A 16,733-nucleotide genomic window follows, 5' to 3' on the forward strand; every position below is an offset into this window, starting at 1 on the left:
ATCCATTACTACAATCATCAACGAATCAAGGTAAAATTAAAAGGCATGAGCCCGGTAGATTACCGGATTCATGCCCTCAAGGCTGCCTAATTAAATAAAGTGTCTAACTTTTTGGGTTCACTTCAATTTATTCGGTCCTTTATTTCACTCTATTTCAATATTTCTTCACCTTTGGCTTGCTTATGTTTTGCAGCTGCATTAACCTGTTCATCTGCATGGTAGGAAGAACGGACAAGCGGACCGGATTCACAGTGGCTGAAGCCTTTCTCCAATGCACGTTCTTTCAACTCGGCAAACTCCTCAGGCGTGTAGTATTTCAACACCTTTAAATGCTTTTTAGTCGGCTGCAAATATTGACCGATCGTCATGATATCCACATTATTCGCCCTTAGATCATCCATCGTTTCGAGGATTCCCTCTCTCGTCTCTCCTAGGCCGACCATTAAACTGGACTTTGTTGGAATCTCCGGATACAGTTCCTTCGCCCTTCTTAAAAGCTCCAATGAACGGTCATATTTAGCTTGGGCACGAACACGGTCGGATAAACTTCTGACTGTCTCAATATTATGGTTCAGAATGTCAGGTTTTGCATCCATCAAAGTCTTAATATTTTCATACACTCCACCCATATCCGACGGTAATACCTCAATCGATGTAAATGGATTCTTGCGTCGGATGGCACGAACCGTTTCAGCAAAAACTTCTGCGCCTCCATCCTTTAAATCATCACGGGCAACTGCCGTAATGACCACATGCTTTAAATTCATCAATACAACGGAATCAGCAACGCGCTCTGGTTCAGCCCAATCCAACTCATTTGGACGTCCAGTCGTAACAGCACAAAAACGGCATGCCCTTGTACATATTTCACCTAAAATCATGAATGTTGCCGTTCTTCTAACTGCCCAGCATTCATGAATATTCGGACATTTTGCTTCTTCACAGACAGTATGCAGGTTTTTCTCCCGCATCATATTTTTTAAGCCGATGTAATTTTCATTAGTATTAAGCTTTATTTTTAACCAATCTGGTTTACGAAGAATTTCTTTATTTGTAGAAGACATCAAAATGTCACTCCATTCTATAGAAATTAACACACCCTACTTTAACAATAATAAAGCATTTATACAAGTTATAGATTGATTCCCATTATTTATTTTTCATGTTTAAAGCTAAATCAGCAAAACTATAAAAGATGGACGGACTGATGTCTTTATAAATACGAAAGAGTGTCATGAAAGGAGCCTGCCCCGTTGAAAAAATTAATCCTTTTTACCATAGCTTGTTTGTTTGTTTTCAATTCACCAAGCCAAGTAGCTAATGCGGCCGATCCCCCTGAAGTTTATGCAGGGCGAATGGAGCTATATAAAAATATGGAAGCTACCCTCCAGGTTCCATGGTATTATCTTGCTGGGGCTGATCAATATGAACATAGCCTAAGGCTCGCCCGGCGGGATTTAGAGCCTGCAAAGGGCTTAATCGGGATAAACATCGAGCCCACTAAGTGGAGAGGAGCCCTTAATCCTAACTTAAACGATGTGAACCCGCTCACGATCACTTTTTTTGATGGATTGGGCCAGGATGGAAATGGTGATGGAAAAGCTGATGTTACTAATGATACCGATCGTTTATATGCTTTTTCGAAGCATCTCCATACTTATGGTACGGATGAAGATAATATCCGGATCGGCCTTTGGGATTATTACAAACGGGATAAAGCGGTCAGCATCATCATTGGCAATGCAGAGATTTATAAGAAATATGGCCGGCTGGATTTACAGGAAAAAGCTTTCCCTGTTCCAGTAAGGACCCATTATACGTATTTAAATACGTGGGGAAGCGCTCGTGGTTGGGGAGGAAGGAGAATCCATGAGGGTACTGATATCTTTGCGGATTATAGCCTTCCCGTTCGATCTACGAGCTATGGCATCATTGAAATGAAAGGCTGGAATAAATATGGAGGTTGGCGGATCGGGATACGTGATTTAAATAATACGTATCATTACTTTGCCCATTTAAGCGGTTTTGCCAAAGGATTGAAAGTCGGACAAATCGTAGAGCCCGGACAAGTCATCGGAGGTGTTGGCAGTACAGGTTACGGTCCTCCGGGAACATCCGGTAAATTTCCTCCGCATCTGCATTACGGGATGTACAAAGACAACGGTATCACAGAATGGAGTTTTGACCCTTACCCTTATTTAAAAATGTGGGAAAGGAAGGATTTGGCTAAAAGGAAAAAGTAAGCGGCGAGGAATTTTCGCTGCTTTTTTTTGATTCGAACATAATCCCCTGAACTTGATGCATAGGTATTAATAAAGGGGGCTACAGCGTGTTCCGAAAAAGATTTCGCCCAAAGAAATTTCGAAAAAAGGGGCCTCTTCCAACCCGAAAAGTATTTCTCTATTCATTTATCCTTTTCATCATATCGAGCATCATGACGCTTTGGTATGTTGATAAAGCCATCGAACCAGTGATCATGAGTGTAGCCGAGTATGAAATTAAACGGATTGCAACAGAAACGATTCATGAATCAGTTGATGAGAATATAGCAAAGGTTGATATGAAAAAAATCATCACCAACAACGAGGGTAGCAAGGACTCCAGTTCTTCCTATAGCTTCAATCCAGTCATATATAGTGAATTGCGCGCCAACATTACAAAGGATATTCAAAAGAAGCTTGGCATCAAACAGGGAAATCCTTTTAAAACGGGTTCGGCCAAAATAAATGATGAACAATATAATAGCGTGGTCTACTATATCCCCTTAGGCGTCGTAACGGGGAATAACCTTCTTTCCAACTTTGGACCTGAAATCCCAGTAAAAATGTCAGTCATTGGGAATGTTGAATCGGATTTGAGGACAAAACTGACAAACGCAGGAATCAATAATGTTTATTATGAATTGATTGTGGATTTTGATGTCAATATTCAAATCGTCATTCCCTCTTTTACTGAAGAGACCAAAGTGAGTCAGGAGGTGACAGTCGGCAGTCTGCTTATAGAAGGTGATGTACCAAGCTATTATAGTAATGGAAACAGTTCGGTCGCACCTGCCATCATGAAGGAAAACAAGGAATGAAAAAACCAGCTTATTCCTTTTGGTTAGGCTGGTTCTTGTATATTCAAACATTTCACGATCAATAAATGCAGGCTTTTATTCAAGTCCACTTCATATGGCTCTTTTATCTGCTCCCCATTTTCTTCAAGGATCCTTATCATGGGCCGGTCACCTATTCCCTCATTTTGAGCGGATACGACCCCTTTTCTCCCATCATTCAATTCTATTGAAAGACCATTTGGGTAGATCGCAACTGCCCGGCGGAAAGCCTCGATGATCGTATTATCGAACTTTTTCCCAACTCCTGCATAAAGAACTTCCAACCCCTGATGCGGCAGCATGGCCTTACGGTAAACCCGACTGGAAGTCACGGCATCAAATACGTCGGCAACGGCAATGATCTTACCAAAATAATGAATTTCATCCCCTTTTATGCCACGAGGATACCCTGATCCATCTAACCTTTCATGATGCTGATAGGCACAATTTGCAACTAAAAGTGAAACGGTATGAACCTTTTTAATTAGATGAAATCCATAATCAGCATGTTTTTGGATTTGTTCAAACTCCATTTCCGTCAACTTACCAGGTTTCCGAAGGATATCCAAAGGCACGAGCATTTTCCCGACATCGTGTAAAATCGTCCCTAGCCCAAGAATCTCCAAATTTTTTTTATTTATATTTAATTCCATTCCGATCGCAAGGGTATATAAAGTCACATTTAAGGAATGAGTAAAGATATAATCATCGTATGTATAGACGTCGGCCAATAAAGTCATTAACTCTTTATTCCTATTCAACTCGTCCATGATGTTTCGGACTAATTGAGTGAACTTGACGTTTGCCTGCTCTATCGTGAACGAGGCATCCAGGTTGATGTTGTTTTTCATGTCCAGGAAAGTGGTTTCAATCGTATTAATGGCTTCTCTCCTTAGTTTCCCGGATACTGGCGGCTTTGGAATAATGTCATCCGTCCTTGAATCTTGAATGTATACAAAGGGAATATTAAGGGACACCAGTCGATCGATCATTTTCTGCGTTAATGTTAGCCCCTCACACAATAGGACATGGCCTCGCTCATTATAGATGTTTTTTCCGAGCCTGGCACCAGGGCTGAGTGACTTTGTAATAGCTAGCCTCATACTTGTACTCCATTCCCCATTCAATATTTGTAGATCAAACCGTTTCTTTCCTTTATAAGGATTATCGGAAAATATTCTGTTATATGAATCTGTTTATAAATATTTATTGATAAATATTCGGATTACTTGATGAATTAAAACAAGGCCCCCTTCTGGATAAAAAAGAAAGCCCACCTTTTCAAATCATTTTGATTAATGCCTCCTTACCAAGCATTCCTGGATGGATGCCCTGCTCCACAGCCTCCCATGTAACCGATTCAAGCGGTGCATCCAAAAGCTCTTCAATCGAGGTAACACCCGTGGCCCTGCCTGCAAGTATTTTGCGATCTCTTAATTTATCATTTAGTAGTCCTACATCTAACGCACCGCACATTATATATCCTTTCTCGGACGCTACAGCAAGCAAATTCGTTTTGGGAAGTCGGACAGAAATGGCTAGGAATGTATGATTATCAAGTATTATCGGTATCATGCTGATCAATTGGTTTCGCCCCTCTCTTCCCCATACTTTATGAAAAAAAGGGCGGAACCGTGATTTAGCGTTAGGCGTCCGGATATAATTTTTTCAACTTCCATGAAAGGATATCCCGTAAGAATTCCGGTAATAGGTATTCTTTACGATTGGAGCGATGGATACTTGGAAAGAAGTGCCCAAACGTGAACATATCAGGAATAGCCAGTTTATAGGACTTGTCAGGATGCAGTTTCTTCCCATTTATCAAGATTCCTTTTACTATTCCATTGTCCGTTTCTTTAAATTCAATTTGATCATAGTGCATGACACCCATGACTTTCCCGCGGAAACCGAAACCTTTCACTTGAATATGAGGCCACTCCTCATTTCTCGATTGCATTAAGATTTCTTTTAATTCATTCCCATTAACTTCAACGATGCAAGGATTGATGGGGTGTGGACAGATTTTATGAATGTCCCCTTTGGTGACAGGCCCTTTAGGCAATCCATCGAGCAGAAGACCCGCATTCAAAAAGGTACAATCAGCCTTACTCCACTCCCTTAGTGCCTCCCCTAGTATTTTCGTAAGGGCACTTACTTTGAACCAATCATTTTCCAGAGATTCAGGTAAATCCACTACAACTTGCTGAAGCGTTTCCCCGCCGGCCTGGTACATTGCTTCAATCCATGACCGTTCATCCTCTAATTCCGAAAAATCATTGGTATCATAAAGAATGGCACTCTTCTTGCTGACTCTCTTTTCCTGATTGACGGTCATTTCCACCTGCCCAACGAAAAATCCATATTTTCCGGCACCACAGAGGAGCGTATCATTGACCAATTTCCCTTGGTGAAGGATGTGGTGTGTATGCGCGCCAAGTATGACGTCAATCTCGGGGAAGTCCTCTGCCATCCTCTCATCATCATGGATGCCCAGGTGAGACAGGATGATGATTACATCTGCCTCCGTTTTAACCCGTTCAAGCTGTGCCTTCAACTCCACGAATGGCTCTGTTAATTCCCAGCCCATCGCAGTGTAAAACTTTTGAAAAAAAGCTGTCAAACCTATCATGGCGATTTTGGTGCCCTTTAGCGTTGTATGTATCCAATATGGCAGCGCCCATTCAGGCCTTTCATTATCCCGGTAATAAATATTTGCTGCCAAGACCCTGAACTTTGCCGCATCATATAGGGAATCTAGCGCATCATGGGGTAAAGTGATCCCTTCATTATTGCCGATGGTCACATATTGATAGCCCGCTTCATTCAGCAGATCAATATTTCCTTTCCCCAACGTACCTTCTGTATATGGATGCCAGCGATCCACATGATCACCTATATCAAGTATGATCGCTTCTTCTCCCGTCTCTTGATGAAGTTGTCTTCTTTCTTTAAGAAACTTATCAATACGAGGCCAATTCTCAAAATGACTATGGAGATCATTGGTGTGATACAAATGAATGATTTCTGACATCATTTTCCCTCCTCGTTTATCCTGTAATACCTTGGTATATAAGACGTAAACCAATGATTATCAGCACTATTTTCAACATATTTTCAAGTGACGCACTATTTAGGCGCGTATTAATGAATGCCCCCAATTTTGCACCGAACCATGCACCCGGAATCAAGGCAAGAGCATATGGCCAATTTACATTCCCAAGGGATATGTGCGTAATCGAATTAGTGATGGAAGACAAAAATACCATGAACATCGAAGTCGCTACTGCCATATGCGGAGGGAAGAAGAAAAGCAGCATCATTACGGGGACCATTAAGGCGCCACCGCCAATTCCAAATAACCCTGAGCTGAAACCCACGACAAATGTAATCAATACAGCTATCAGAGGGTGGTATCCATAGGAAAATGAATGTCCATTATCCGTTTTATACGTTTTAACGATCTTCCCTTTTCCAGGCTTGAAAACCATGGGCTTCAAACGATCTTTCACTAATAGCACGATAGCCATGAAAACCATGAAAATTCCAAAATACAAGGAGAAAGCTTCCACGTTAAGGTTCCTATTCACATAGGCTCCAATTATGCCACCAGGTGAACTGCCTATGAAGAAGACTAAGCCTGCCTTATAATCCACCACTTTATGTTTTAAATAAGATAAAGTAGATGATAAACCGGTAAAAATCATGATCACGGTTGATACACCGACAGCAATCTGGGGTGTCAGTTCATCGATTATATCTGTAGATGTACCTAAATACAAAAGAGAAGGTACAATGATGATGCCACCGCCCAGACCGACAAGAGAGCCGATTGATCCCGCTATTAATCCGATACCTACTAATACTACCCATACCATGAGAAAATCCGCCTTTATCTGTTTGTGATTCTAGCGCTCAATAACTAGCTTGTCACGTTATCACTTCATTAATTATATAATGCCTGTTAAAACAAACCAAGCTGCTTAGGAGCCAGTCCTTCATATTCTATACCAAGCAATTCAATCATTTGCTTGGCATTATCTGCGGCATCTCCGCCTGAGTTATTATTGAAAAGGACATATATCTCCTTACATTGCTTTTCTAATATCCTGATCTTCTCCACCCATTCAGTTAATTCCTGATGATTATATCGGTATAAATACCTGACTTCCCGCCAATTATCTCCCGAAGATGATTTCTGCCAACCATGCAAATTTCGGCCATGAAAGCGTATCAGGGTTTTATCTGGATGAGTCGGATGCAGGACGACAGGAATGGACCCTTCTCCAGCCTGCGGCTCATCACATACAGTATGAATCCAACCTTCCTTTTGGATAAAATCCAAAGTTTGCTGGACCATGGTGGATCTGTACCAGCTTTGATTCCGGAATTCTATGGCAACTGGCATATCGCCCATCTCAGCTCTGCACCATCGTAGGTAGTTTACATTCTCACGTTTACAATCAAACCATGGTGGAAATTGAAATAGGACCATAGCAAGCTTGCCGGCCTTCTGATAAGCTTCAAGAGAGTCGCGAAAGGCTTTGAACATTTCCTTTTTACTTTCAAATGGAATTTCCCCACGCTGATGTCCTGTCATCCCCTGATAGGCTTTAACGACAAATTGAAAGGACGCAGGTGTCTCTGACACCCACTTTTCACTGTTCCTCTTAGGCTGGACTGCATAAAATGAGGCATCCACCTCCACAATGGGAAAATGAGCCCCATACTCTTTCAGTTTATCACGTTGGGGCACCCCGCCATGATATAAACTATCATGATCGCCCCAGCCAGTCACACCAACATAAATCATCTGCACCATTACTCCTTTCTGCTGACAAGACCCGTTTCCGACTTTTCCCTTACTATTTTTTTACCCTTGCATAGGCATATTTAATCTTTGCATAATGGCGGCCGGATTTCACTTTCCAAAATAAAAAGCCTGCCAAGTCTCCCTGGCAGGCTTTTGTATGAATGGATTGTGCTGAATCGCCTTTCAGGCGATCCGTCGGTTATTATCCGATGGAGCCTTCCATTTCGAACTTGATCAGACGGTTCATTTCAACCGCGTATTCCATTGGAAGTTCTTTTGTAAATGGTTCGATGAAGCCCATTACGATCATTTCCGTTGCTTCTTGCTCAGAGATTCCGCGGCTCATCAGGTAGAACAATTGCTCTTCCGATACTTTGGAAACCTTTGCTTCGTGTTCAAGGGAAATGTTATCATTCAAGATTTCATTATAAGGAATTGTATCAGATGTAGACTGATTATCCATGATTAATGTATCACATTCAATGTTAGAACGAGCACCATCCGCTTTACGTCCGAAGTGAACGATACCACGGTATGTTACTTTACCGCCTTGTTTAGAAATTGATTTTGAGACGATAGTTGAAGATGTATTTGGCGCAAGATGAATCATTTTCGCTCCAGCATCTTGATGTTGGCCTTTTCCAGCAATGGCAATCGATAATGTCATACCGCGAGCGCCTTCACCTTTTAAGATGACAGCAGGATATTTCATTGTCAATTTAGAACCGATGTTACCATCAATCCATTCCATTGTTGCGTTAGCATCACAAACCGCACGTTTCGTAACCAAGTTAAACACGTTGTTTGCCCAGTTTTGAATCGTTGTGTAACGGCAGTAAGCATCTTTTTTAATGATGATTTCAACAACCGCACTATGAAGGGAGTTAGTTGTATAAACAGGTGCTGTACAACCTTCTACATAGTGAACGGATGCGCCTTCATCAACAATGATTAGCGTACGTTCGAATTGACCCATGTTTTCAGAGTTGATTCGGAAATAAGCTTGAAGCGGAGTATCCACTTTAACACCTTTTGGAACATAGATGAAAGATCCGCCTGACCATACAGCTGAATTCAAAGCCGAAAACTTATTATCAGTAGGCGGGATTGTTTTACCGAAATGCTCACGGAAGATATCTTCATTTTCACGAAGTGCAGAGTCCGTATCTTTAAAGACGATACCCAAATCTTCCAATTCTACTTTCATGCTGTGGTAAACCACTTCTGATTCATATTGAGCAGATACGCCAGCAAGATATTTTTGTTCGGCTTCAGGAATTCCCAATTTATCAAAAGTCTGTTTGATTTCTTCAGGAACCTCATCCCAAGACTTCTCTGATTTCTCTGATGGCTTAACATAGTATGTGATTTCATCAAAGTTCAGGCTCTGCATGTCGCCGCCCCATTGAGGCATTGGCATGTTGTAAAAATGCTCCAATGATTTCAAACGGAAATCAAGCATCCATTGCGGTTCATCCTTCATTCGAGAAATTTCTTCCACGATTTCTTTTGTCAGACCACGCTTTGAACGGAAGATGGAAACATCTTTATCCGCAAAGCCATATTTATAATCGCCGATTTCAGGCATTTTCTTTGCCATAGCTCGTATTCCTCCATTTCAAATGGCTGAATTACAACAGCTCATTTTAATTTAATTATTCCTTCAATCCCTTTTCCATGGCTTTCCAAGCTAGGGTCGCACACTTGATTCGGGCTGGGAATTTAGAAACACCTTGAAGGGCTTCAATATCCCCAAGGTCCATCTCATTGTCGTATTCTTTTCCCTGAATCATTAAGGAAAAAGTCTCGGACATCGCTAGAGCAGTATCAACGTCTTTGCCCTTAATGGCTTGAGTCATCATGGAAGCCGAACTCATGGATATCGAACATCCGTCACCATCGAATTTAACATCGCTGACTTTTCCATCTTCAATCTTCATCGTTAAACGAATCCGATCACCGCAAGTTGGATTGTTCATATCGATTGTCATGCTGCCATCCTCAAGCATACCTTTGTTACGTGGTTTCTTATAATGATCCATAATGACCTGACGGTAAAGTGTATCTAAGTTATCAAAAGACATTGCTGAAATACTCCTTCGTTTTAACAAGCCCGGACACAAGCTTATCAATATCTTCTTCCGTGTTATAGAGATAGAAACTTGCTCTTGCTGTCGATGACACGTCAAGCCATTTCATTAATGGCTGTGCGCAGTGATGACCGGCACGGACAGCAATTCCATCTGCATCAAGTACGGTAGCGACATCATGTGGATGTACGTCATTCATATTAAAGGTAACTACACCCGCACGCTTTTCTGAATCTTTAGGACCGTATATGGTCAGCCCTTCGATTGCGGACATTTTCTCCATTGCATAAGCGGCGAGTTTATGTTCATGCCGTTCAATATGATCCAAGCCAATTTCCTCCAAGAAATCAATTGCAGCCCCCATGCCGATGGCGCCGGCAATGATTGGGGTACCGCCTTCGAATTTCCACGGGAGTTCTTTCCATGTAGACTCATACAAGCCTACGAAATCAATCATCTCTCCGCCGAATTCAATTGGCTCCATTTTTTCAAGAAGTTCTTTTTTTCCATATAATACGCCGATACCTGTTGGACCGACCATTTTATGGCCTGAGAAGGCAAAGAAATCACAATCCAAATCACGGACATCCACTTTTAGATGCGGCGTGCTTTGTGCCCCGTCGACTACCATTACAGCATTGTGTTCATGGGCAATTTTTGCGATTTCCTTCACAGGATTGATAACGCCAAGTACATTCGAAACCTGCATGATAGAAACGATTTTCGTTGCATCCGTAATTGTAGCCCTCACATCATCAAGTGAAATCGTGCCATCCTCTTGAAGCGGAATATACTTCAGTACAGCGCCTTTTTCTTTGGCAAGCTGCTGCCATGGAATGATATTACTGTGGTGCTCCATGTAAGAGATGACGATTTCGTCACCCTCTTTTACATTTGCTCCACCGTAACTTCTTGCTACAGTATTTAAAGAAGTGGTCGTTCCTCTAGTAAAGATGATTTCTTCTGTAGAAGAAGCATTAATGAATTTACGCACCTTTTCACGTGCACCTTCATACGCATCCGTAGCTTTTGTTCCTAGTGTATGCACTCCGCGGTGAACATTCGAGTTGTATCCACGGTAATATTGCTCAATCGCTTCAATCACTGCAGCCGGTTTTTGCGAGGTCGCAGCACTATCTAAATAAACTAATGGCTGACCGTTGACTTCTTGATCTAATATCGGAAAAAGCTTACGAATTTCGTATGGGTTCATTACTGTACTTTCCTTTCAATGACCGCTACTAATTGTTTTTTAACTCCCTCAATAGGAAGCTGGTTAACAACAGGGGCCAAGAATCCGTGAATGACAAGTCTTTCTGCTTCTTTCTTCGTAATACCACGGCTCATTAAATAATACAGTTGAAGCGGGTCAACACGACCTACAGAAGCAGCGTGACCAGCCGTTACATCATCTTCATCAATTAAAAGGATTGGATTGGCGTCTCCACGTGCTTTTTCACTTAACATCAGTACGCGTGATTCTTGTTCGGCATTGGCCTTTGTAGCACCATACTCTATTTTTCCAATTCCATTAAAAATGGAGGATGCGGCGTCTTTCATGACACCGTGCTTAAGGATATAGCCCTCAGAGCGTTTGCCATAATGAATGATCGCTGTCGTAAAGTTTTGTTTTTGTTCCCCGCGACCGACTACAACGGTTTTAGTATCACCGTGCGAGCCATCGCCCATTAGATATGTTGTGTTATCTGAAATCGTATTTCCATCGTTCATCAGGCCAAGTGCCCACTCAATACGAGCGTCACGTCCTGCCACCCCACGGCGGTTAACGTATGTCGTAAAGCCTTTTGAAAGGGTATCGACCGCCCCGTATTCCACTTTTGCATTTGCATTCGCAAATACTTCAGTTACGATGTTGGCAATCCCTTCGTTAGACTCAACAGTTGAGAAATAGTTCTCTACATATGTGACAGAGCTATTATCTTCCGCTACGATCAATACATGGTTGAAAAGTGTAGTATCAGGATTATCCAATAGGAATACCGATTGTATCGGCTCTTTGATTTCTACATTTTTCGGAACATAAAGGAATGCTCCCCCATTAACCAATGCAGCATGAAGTGCTGTTAAACGATGCTCATCTATTTTAACGCCGTCTTTCATGAAATATTTTTGCACGAGCTCAGCATGGTCACGAGCCGCTGTTAAAATATCCGTAAAAATGACGCCTTGTTCTTTCACATTTGCTGACAGATTGATATGTGCCGGCGTATTGTTGCGTTGAATGTATAAGTTTCCATTTTCTTCAATGATGGATTTGATTTCTTCCGGAAGCTCTTCTATAGAGGCAAAAGCTTCACTTTCAACCGCATGGGTCTTGAAAGAAGTAAAATTCCATTTGTCGATTTTCGTTTTATCCGGCTTTGGCATCGGGAGCTTTTCAAATTCAGAAAACGCTTGAATCCGAAGCTCTGAAAGCCAAGCAGGCTCGTTATTTTTAGTTGAATAAGAGCTTATATCCTCTTGTTCAAACGGTAATTTCGTTTCTGTAGTCATTGCAAATCCTCCTACTTACGCTTCTTCGCCAACAGTTTCGTCTTCAATGCCCAATTCTTGTTTGATCCAATCATAACCTTCCGCTTCCAAGCGGGCAGCAAGTTCAGGACCACCTGATTTTACGACACGTCCTTGCATCATAACATGTACATAGTCAGGAGTGATGTAATTCAATAGACGTTGGTAGTGAGTGATGATCAAGCATCCAAAGTCTTCTCCGCGCATTTCATTGATTCCTTTTGAAACGACTTTAAGTGCATCGATATCAAGCCCTGAATCAATCTCATCTAAAATGGCAATTTTAGGTTGAATCATCATTAATTGAAGAATCTCGTTACGTTTTTTCTCTCCGCCGGAAAAACCTTCATTTAAATAGCGTTGTGCCATATCTTCATCCATTTCAAGGAATTCCATTTTTTGGTCCATCTGACGGATGAATTTCATCAATGAAATTTCATCGCCTTCTTCACGGCGTGCATTAATGGAAGAACGTAAGAAGTCGGCGTTTGTAACACCATTGATTTCACTTGGATATTGCATAGCAAGGAATAGACCGACACGAGCACGCTCGTCGACTTCCATTTCCAAAACGTCTTCACCATCGAATGTGATGCTTCCGCTTGTTACTTCATATTTTGGGTGACCCATGATTGCTGATGATAAAGTTGATTTACCAGTTCCATTGGGTCCCATGATCGCATGGATTTCTCCACCTTTAACTTCAAGGTTAACCCCTTTTAAAATCTCTTTACCTTCAATAGATACGTGAAGATCTTTAACCGTTAATGTAGAAGCTGACATAATAATACCTCCGTGAACTAATTCCTATTTTATTACCAGAAAGAAAAACTTTCTTTACTATAATTTTCGTAAAAGTATTCTCACTTTATTCTCATTCCAATTTTATAACAAATCCAATTTAGAATCAACTAATATAGATAGGGGTTTCTACTTCTTACATGGTGAAAACCTGTCCAATTATAATAATACTAACAGTTATAGCCAACATACAGCATATTAAGCCTTATTTAGCTTTTGTTAAAATTATCTTATTATTCGGCAAATCTTTGTTCTTATTAATATATGTTCAAAAGATTTGGTTGGAAGGCATGAACGGTTCACTTTGAAAAGAAAAAAACCGGACTGTTTGGTGTTATGTAAGATAATCCAATAAGGAAACCCTTATTTTCTGGACCACTTATCATTTTACCTCTACAGACCGATCTTTTAAAGAACTCTTTTATATGCTTAGCCGTGAATTTTGCGTTGTAGGTCTAGCACCATTTTGTTGCACTTTTCATGTTCCCTATCTCGTTCCTTCTCAACCTCGATACGGAGGTCTAAGTTTCTACTGTACTCACTGTAGCCAATCCCATGTGAAGACTGCATCGCCTTTTCCATTTCGCTTGTTACATTTAACTCTAGAGTATTGATAGTGAACCATCCTTTCAAATTTGTGTTTCATTTTATTTCTTTCTTTAACCTTTTACCCTACTTTTCATACTTTAAACATAAAAAAAACGACCCGAATTAAATCAGGCCGTTCCTCTTGAATCATTTATCCGCTGGTACAACCGCACCTTTGTATTCCTTAAGGATGAAATCTTTGATTTCTTTAGAATGCAATACTTCTACAAGCGCTTTGATTTCTTCTTTATTTTCATCGCCTTTATTTACAGCGATGACATTCACATAAGGTGATTCGGAATCTTCGATCGCAATTGAATCTTTCAATGGATTCAAGCCAGCGTCGATTGCATAGTTAGAGTTGATCAAAACAGCATCGCCTTCGCCGCTTTCATAGATTTTCGGAAGTAATGCCGCCTCATATTCAGCGTCGAATTTAAAGTTTTTCTTATTTTCAATGATGTCTTTCGTTGTAGCTGTCGTTTTATCGACGCCCTCTTTCAACTTGATGAGGCCATTCCTTTCCAACAGTGATAAAGCACGGCCATGGTCAGCGACAGAGCTGCTTAAAATGATCGTTGCTCCATCAGGAAGTTTATCGATGCTTTTATATTTTTGTGAATATAAACCGATAGGCTCGATGTGGATCCCGCCCGCATTGACGAAATCATATCCATTCTCTTTAATTGCCGACTCTAAGAAAGGTAAGTGTTGAAAATAGTTAGCATCCAATTCCTTATCGTTTAACGCCTTATTCGGTAAAACATAGTCCTGGAATGTTTCGATTTCCAAATCGATGCCTTTTTCTTTAAGTATTGGCTTTGCTTTCTCAAGGATTTCAGCATGCGGAACATTTGATGCACCTACAACTAATTTCTTCGATTCTTTTTCCGTATCGCTGCCGCTTTTATCCTTTTCACTTCCACAAGCTGCCAAAGCGATCGATAACACTAAAATTAATGCAAATCCCAAAAACTTTTTCATTCAATTCATCTCCCTTTATCTTTTGTCCAATTTAGATGTAATCATATCTCCAATAATTTGAATAATGAAGACGATAATTAAAATAACGATAGTCGCTACAAGAGTAACGTCATTGTGATTTCTTTGATAACCGTCCAGATAGGCTAGATTACCAAGCCCTCCTGCACCGATGACACCAGCCATTGCTGTGTAGCCGACCAATGCAATCGATGTTACCGTAATCCCGGAAATAAGGGCCGGCATCGACTCTGGAAGCAGTACCTTCCAAATGATCGTGCTCGTTTTAGCCCCCATAGATTTAGCAGCTTCAATTACACCTTTATCGATTTCACGGAGGCCGATTTCAACCATACGTGCATAAAATGGGGCCGCACCGATAATAAGTGCTGGCAGTGCAGCATTCTCACCAATCATGGAACCGACAAGTGCTTTAGTGAATGGAATGAGCAGCACGATCAAAATAAGAAACGGAATGGAACGGAATATATTAACGACAGCACTCATGACCACGTTAACCGCCCGATTTTGCCACATATTCCCTTTCCCTGTCAAGAACAGGATCAACCCTAATAGTATGCCTATAAAAAAGGTAGCTACTACAGAGATGCTCGTCATATATAGTGTTTCTTTCGTTGCTTCAATAATGTCTTCCCAATCCACATTCGGCAATAATTCTTCAAGCATGAGTAATCACCTCCACGCCTACCTGCTGCTCTTTAATGAATTCGATTGCGCGGAGCATTTCATCCTCTGTGCCATCAAGATGGATGAACAGCGTTCCATATGAACCACTTCTCGTTTGGGATATCTTACCTTGAACGATATTGACGTCCAACTCGAAGTTACGTACGAGCTTGGTGATCAACGGACTTTCGGCATGGTCCCCTACAAAGGTCAGTTGAATAACTTTACCTGCAGGAAAGCGTTCGAGTAAATGGTCCATTGTTTCTTTCGTTTCTTCCGGTTCCGTTACCTGTTGCACGAAACGCTTTGTCATTTGTTCTTTAGGATTCTTGAAAACATCCAGCACAGGTCCCTGTTCAACAACTTGCCCGCTTTCCATCACAGCCACACGGTGACAGATTTTACGTATTACATGCATCTCATGTGTTATCAACACAATCGTTAGCCCAAGGCGCTGATTGATGTCAACAAGCAATTCAAGAATTGAATCAGTAGTCTGTGGATCTAAAGCAGAAGTCGCTTCATCACATAGCAGTACTTTAGGATCATTGGCAAGAGCCCTGGCTATTCCCACCCTTTGCTTTTGCCCACCGCTCAATTGCGATGGATAAGCCTTTTCCCTGCCTTCCAGTCCGACTAACTTGATTAATTCGTTCACACGCTTGGTGCGTTCATATTTCGAAACTCCTGCAATTTCCAACGGAAAGGATATGTTCTCCTGGACGGTCCTGGACCACAATAGATTGAAATGTTGGAAAATCATGCTGATTTCTTGACGGGCCTTACGAAGCTTTGCCCCATTTATCTTAGAAATTTCCTTATCAGCCACCACAACGGATCCCTCCGTGGGTGTTTCCAAGCCATTGAGCATTCTGATCAAAGTACTTTTCCCAGCTCCACTGTAGCCAATAATACCGAAAATCTCGCCTTTATTTATTTCAACATTTACATTATTTACAGCCTTGATCGTCTCACTGCTTCCTTTTCCTGTTCGAAACAGCTTACTGACATTAGTCAATGTAATCATTAATACTCACCTCTTTTATCCAATAAAACCTATGAACTTAGTTGATTTCTCTACATAATTAGTTTGTGCTTTTAACAATTTCGCTGCCCATGCAAAGGTTACCCCAATATGGAATAGAAA

At 41.2% G+C, this 16,733-nt stretch carries 17 protein-coding genes; 3 read left to right on the forward strand and 14 right to left on the reverse strand.

The window, feature by feature from the left end:
- Positions 1 to 90 (forward strand): IS3 family transposase (locus LQ203_RS23520; RefSeq protein ID WP_230156708.1); only part of this gene is annotated, 90 nt, incomplete at its 5' end.
- Between the two features lie 59 nt (positions 91 to 149).
- Here LQ203_RS23520 and lipA read toward each other — a convergent pair.
- On the reverse strand, positions 150 to 1,064 hold the full coding sequence (lipA, locus tag LQ203_RS23525; protein WP_230161861.1) for a lipoyl synthase: 915 nt from the start codon (positions 1,062 to 1,064) through the stop codon (positions 150 to 152).
- 213 nt (positions 1,065 to 1,277) lie between these two features.
- Here lipA and LQ203_RS23530 point away from each other — a divergent pair, with 213 nt between their 5' ends.
- Together LQ203_RS23530 and yunB are read left to right on the forward strand one after the other, a co-directional pair.
- Positions 1,278 to 2,243 (forward strand): M23 family metallopeptidase, encoded by a 966-nt coding sequence (locus LQ203_RS23530; protein WP_230161963.1) that lies wholly within the window; start codon positions 1,278 to 1,280, stop codon positions 2,241 to 2,243.
- An 86-nt stretch (positions 2,244 to 2,329) separates the two neighbouring features.
- On the forward strand, positions 2,330 to 3,079 hold the full coding sequence (gene yunB, locus LQ203_RS23535; protein ID WP_230161863.1) for a sporulation protein YunB: 750 nt from the start codon (positions 2,330 to 2,332) through the stop codon (positions 3,077 to 3,079).
- Between the two features lie 23 nt (positions 3,080 to 3,102).
- Here yunB and LQ203_RS23540 read toward each other — a convergent pair whose 3' ends face one another.
- The 13 genes from LQ203_RS23540 to LQ203_RS23600 all read right to left on the reverse strand — a co-directional run bounded on the left by LQ203_RS23540 (position 3,103) and on the right by LQ203_RS23600 (position 16,613).
- A complete protein-coding gene (locus tag LQ203_RS23540; protein ID WP_230161865.1) occupies positions 3,103 to 4,200 on the reverse strand; it encodes an HD-GYP domain-containing protein in 1,098 nt (365 codons plus the stop codon).
- Between the two features lie 178 nt (positions 4,201 to 4,378).
- On the reverse strand, positions 4,379 to 4,681 hold the full coding sequence (locus tag LQ203_RS23545; protein ID WP_230161867.1) for a DUF1805 domain-containing protein: 303 nt from the start codon (positions 4,679 to 4,681) through the stop codon (positions 4,379 to 4,381).
- Between the two features lie 61 nt (positions 4,682 to 4,742).
- Complete coding sequence (locus LQ203_RS23550) at positions 4,743 to 6,128, reverse strand: bifunctional UDP-sugar hydrolase/5'-nucleotidase (RefSeq protein WP_230161869.1); 1,386 nt, start codon at positions 6,126 to 6,128, stop codon at positions 4,743 to 4,745.
- A gap of 16 nt (positions 6,129 to 6,144) precedes the next feature.
- Entirely contained in the window at positions 6,145 to 6,972 is an 828-nt protein-coding gene (locus tag LQ203_RS23555; protein WP_230161871.1) for a sulfite exporter TauE/SafE family protein, read from the reverse strand.
- 86 nt (positions 6,973 to 7,058) lie between these two features.
- Positions 7,059 to 7,907, reverse strand: coding sequence for a DUF72 domain-containing protein (locus LQ203_RS23560; protein WP_230161873.1), 849 nt, complete (start codon positions 7,905 to 7,907; stop codon positions 7,059 to 7,061).
- A 202-nt stretch (positions 7,908 to 8,109) separates the two neighbouring features.
- Complete coding sequence (sufB, locus tag LQ203_RS23565; protein WP_230161875.1) at positions 8,110 to 9,507, reverse strand: Fe-S cluster assembly protein SufB; 1,398 nt, start codon at positions 9,505 to 9,507, stop codon at positions 8,110 to 8,112.
- Positions 9,508 to 9,562: 55 nt separating this feature from the next.
- Positions 9,563 to 9,991, reverse strand: coding sequence for a Fe-S cluster assembly sulfur transfer protein SufU (sufU, locus tag LQ203_RS23570; protein ID WP_230161877.1), 429 nt, complete (start codon positions 9,989 to 9,991; stop codon positions 9,563 to 9,565).
- On the reverse strand, positions 9,981 to 11,210 hold the full coding sequence (locus LQ203_RS23575) for a cysteine desulfurase (protein WP_230161879.1): 1,230 nt from the start codon (positions 11,208 to 11,210) through the stop codon (positions 9,981 to 9,983). The genes sufU and LQ203_RS23575 overlap by 11 nt, the downstream gene beginning before the upstream one ends.
- Positions 11,210 to 12,511 carry a Fe-S cluster assembly protein SufD gene (gene sufD, locus LQ203_RS23580; RefSeq protein WP_230161881.1) on the reverse strand — a complete coding sequence of 434 codons (1,302 nt, stop codon included), beginning with the start codon at positions 12,509 to 12,511 and terminating at the stop codon, positions 11,210 to 11,212. The genes LQ203_RS23575 and sufD overlap by 1 nt, the downstream gene beginning before the upstream one ends.
- Before the next feature lie 15 nt (positions 12,512 to 12,526).
- A complete protein-coding gene (gene sufC / locus LQ203_RS23585; protein WP_230161883.1) occupies positions 12,527 to 13,312 on the reverse strand; it encodes a Fe-S cluster assembly ATPase SufC in 786 nt (261 codons plus the stop codon).
- Between the two features lie 753 nt (positions 13,313 to 14,065).
- Positions 14,066 to 14,902, reverse strand: coding sequence for a MetQ/NlpA family ABC transporter substrate-binding protein (locus tag LQ203_RS23590; protein ID WP_230161885.1), 837 nt, complete (start codon positions 14,900 to 14,902; stop codon positions 14,066 to 14,068).
- 15 nt (positions 14,903 to 14,917) lie between these two features.
- Positions 14,918 to 15,586 carry a methionine ABC transporter permease gene (locus LQ203_RS23595; RefSeq protein ID WP_230161887.1) on the reverse strand — a complete coding sequence of 223 codons (669 nt, stop codon included), beginning with the start codon at positions 15,584 to 15,586 and terminating at the stop codon, positions 14,918 to 14,920.
- Positions 15,579 to 16,613 carry a methionine ABC transporter ATP-binding protein gene (locus LQ203_RS23600; RefSeq protein WP_230161889.1) on the reverse strand — a complete coding sequence of 345 codons (1,035 nt, stop codon included), beginning with the start codon at positions 16,611 to 16,613 and terminating at the stop codon, positions 15,579 to 15,581. The genes LQ203_RS23595 and LQ203_RS23600 overlap by 8 nt, the downstream gene beginning before the upstream one ends.
- Positions 16,614 to 16,733 lie beyond the last annotated feature (120 nt).

It is taken from the genome of Peribacillus sp. Bi96, assembly GCF_918698115.1.
Classification (GTDB): domain Bacteria; phylum Bacillota; class Bacilli; order Bacillales; family DSM-1321; genus Peribacillus.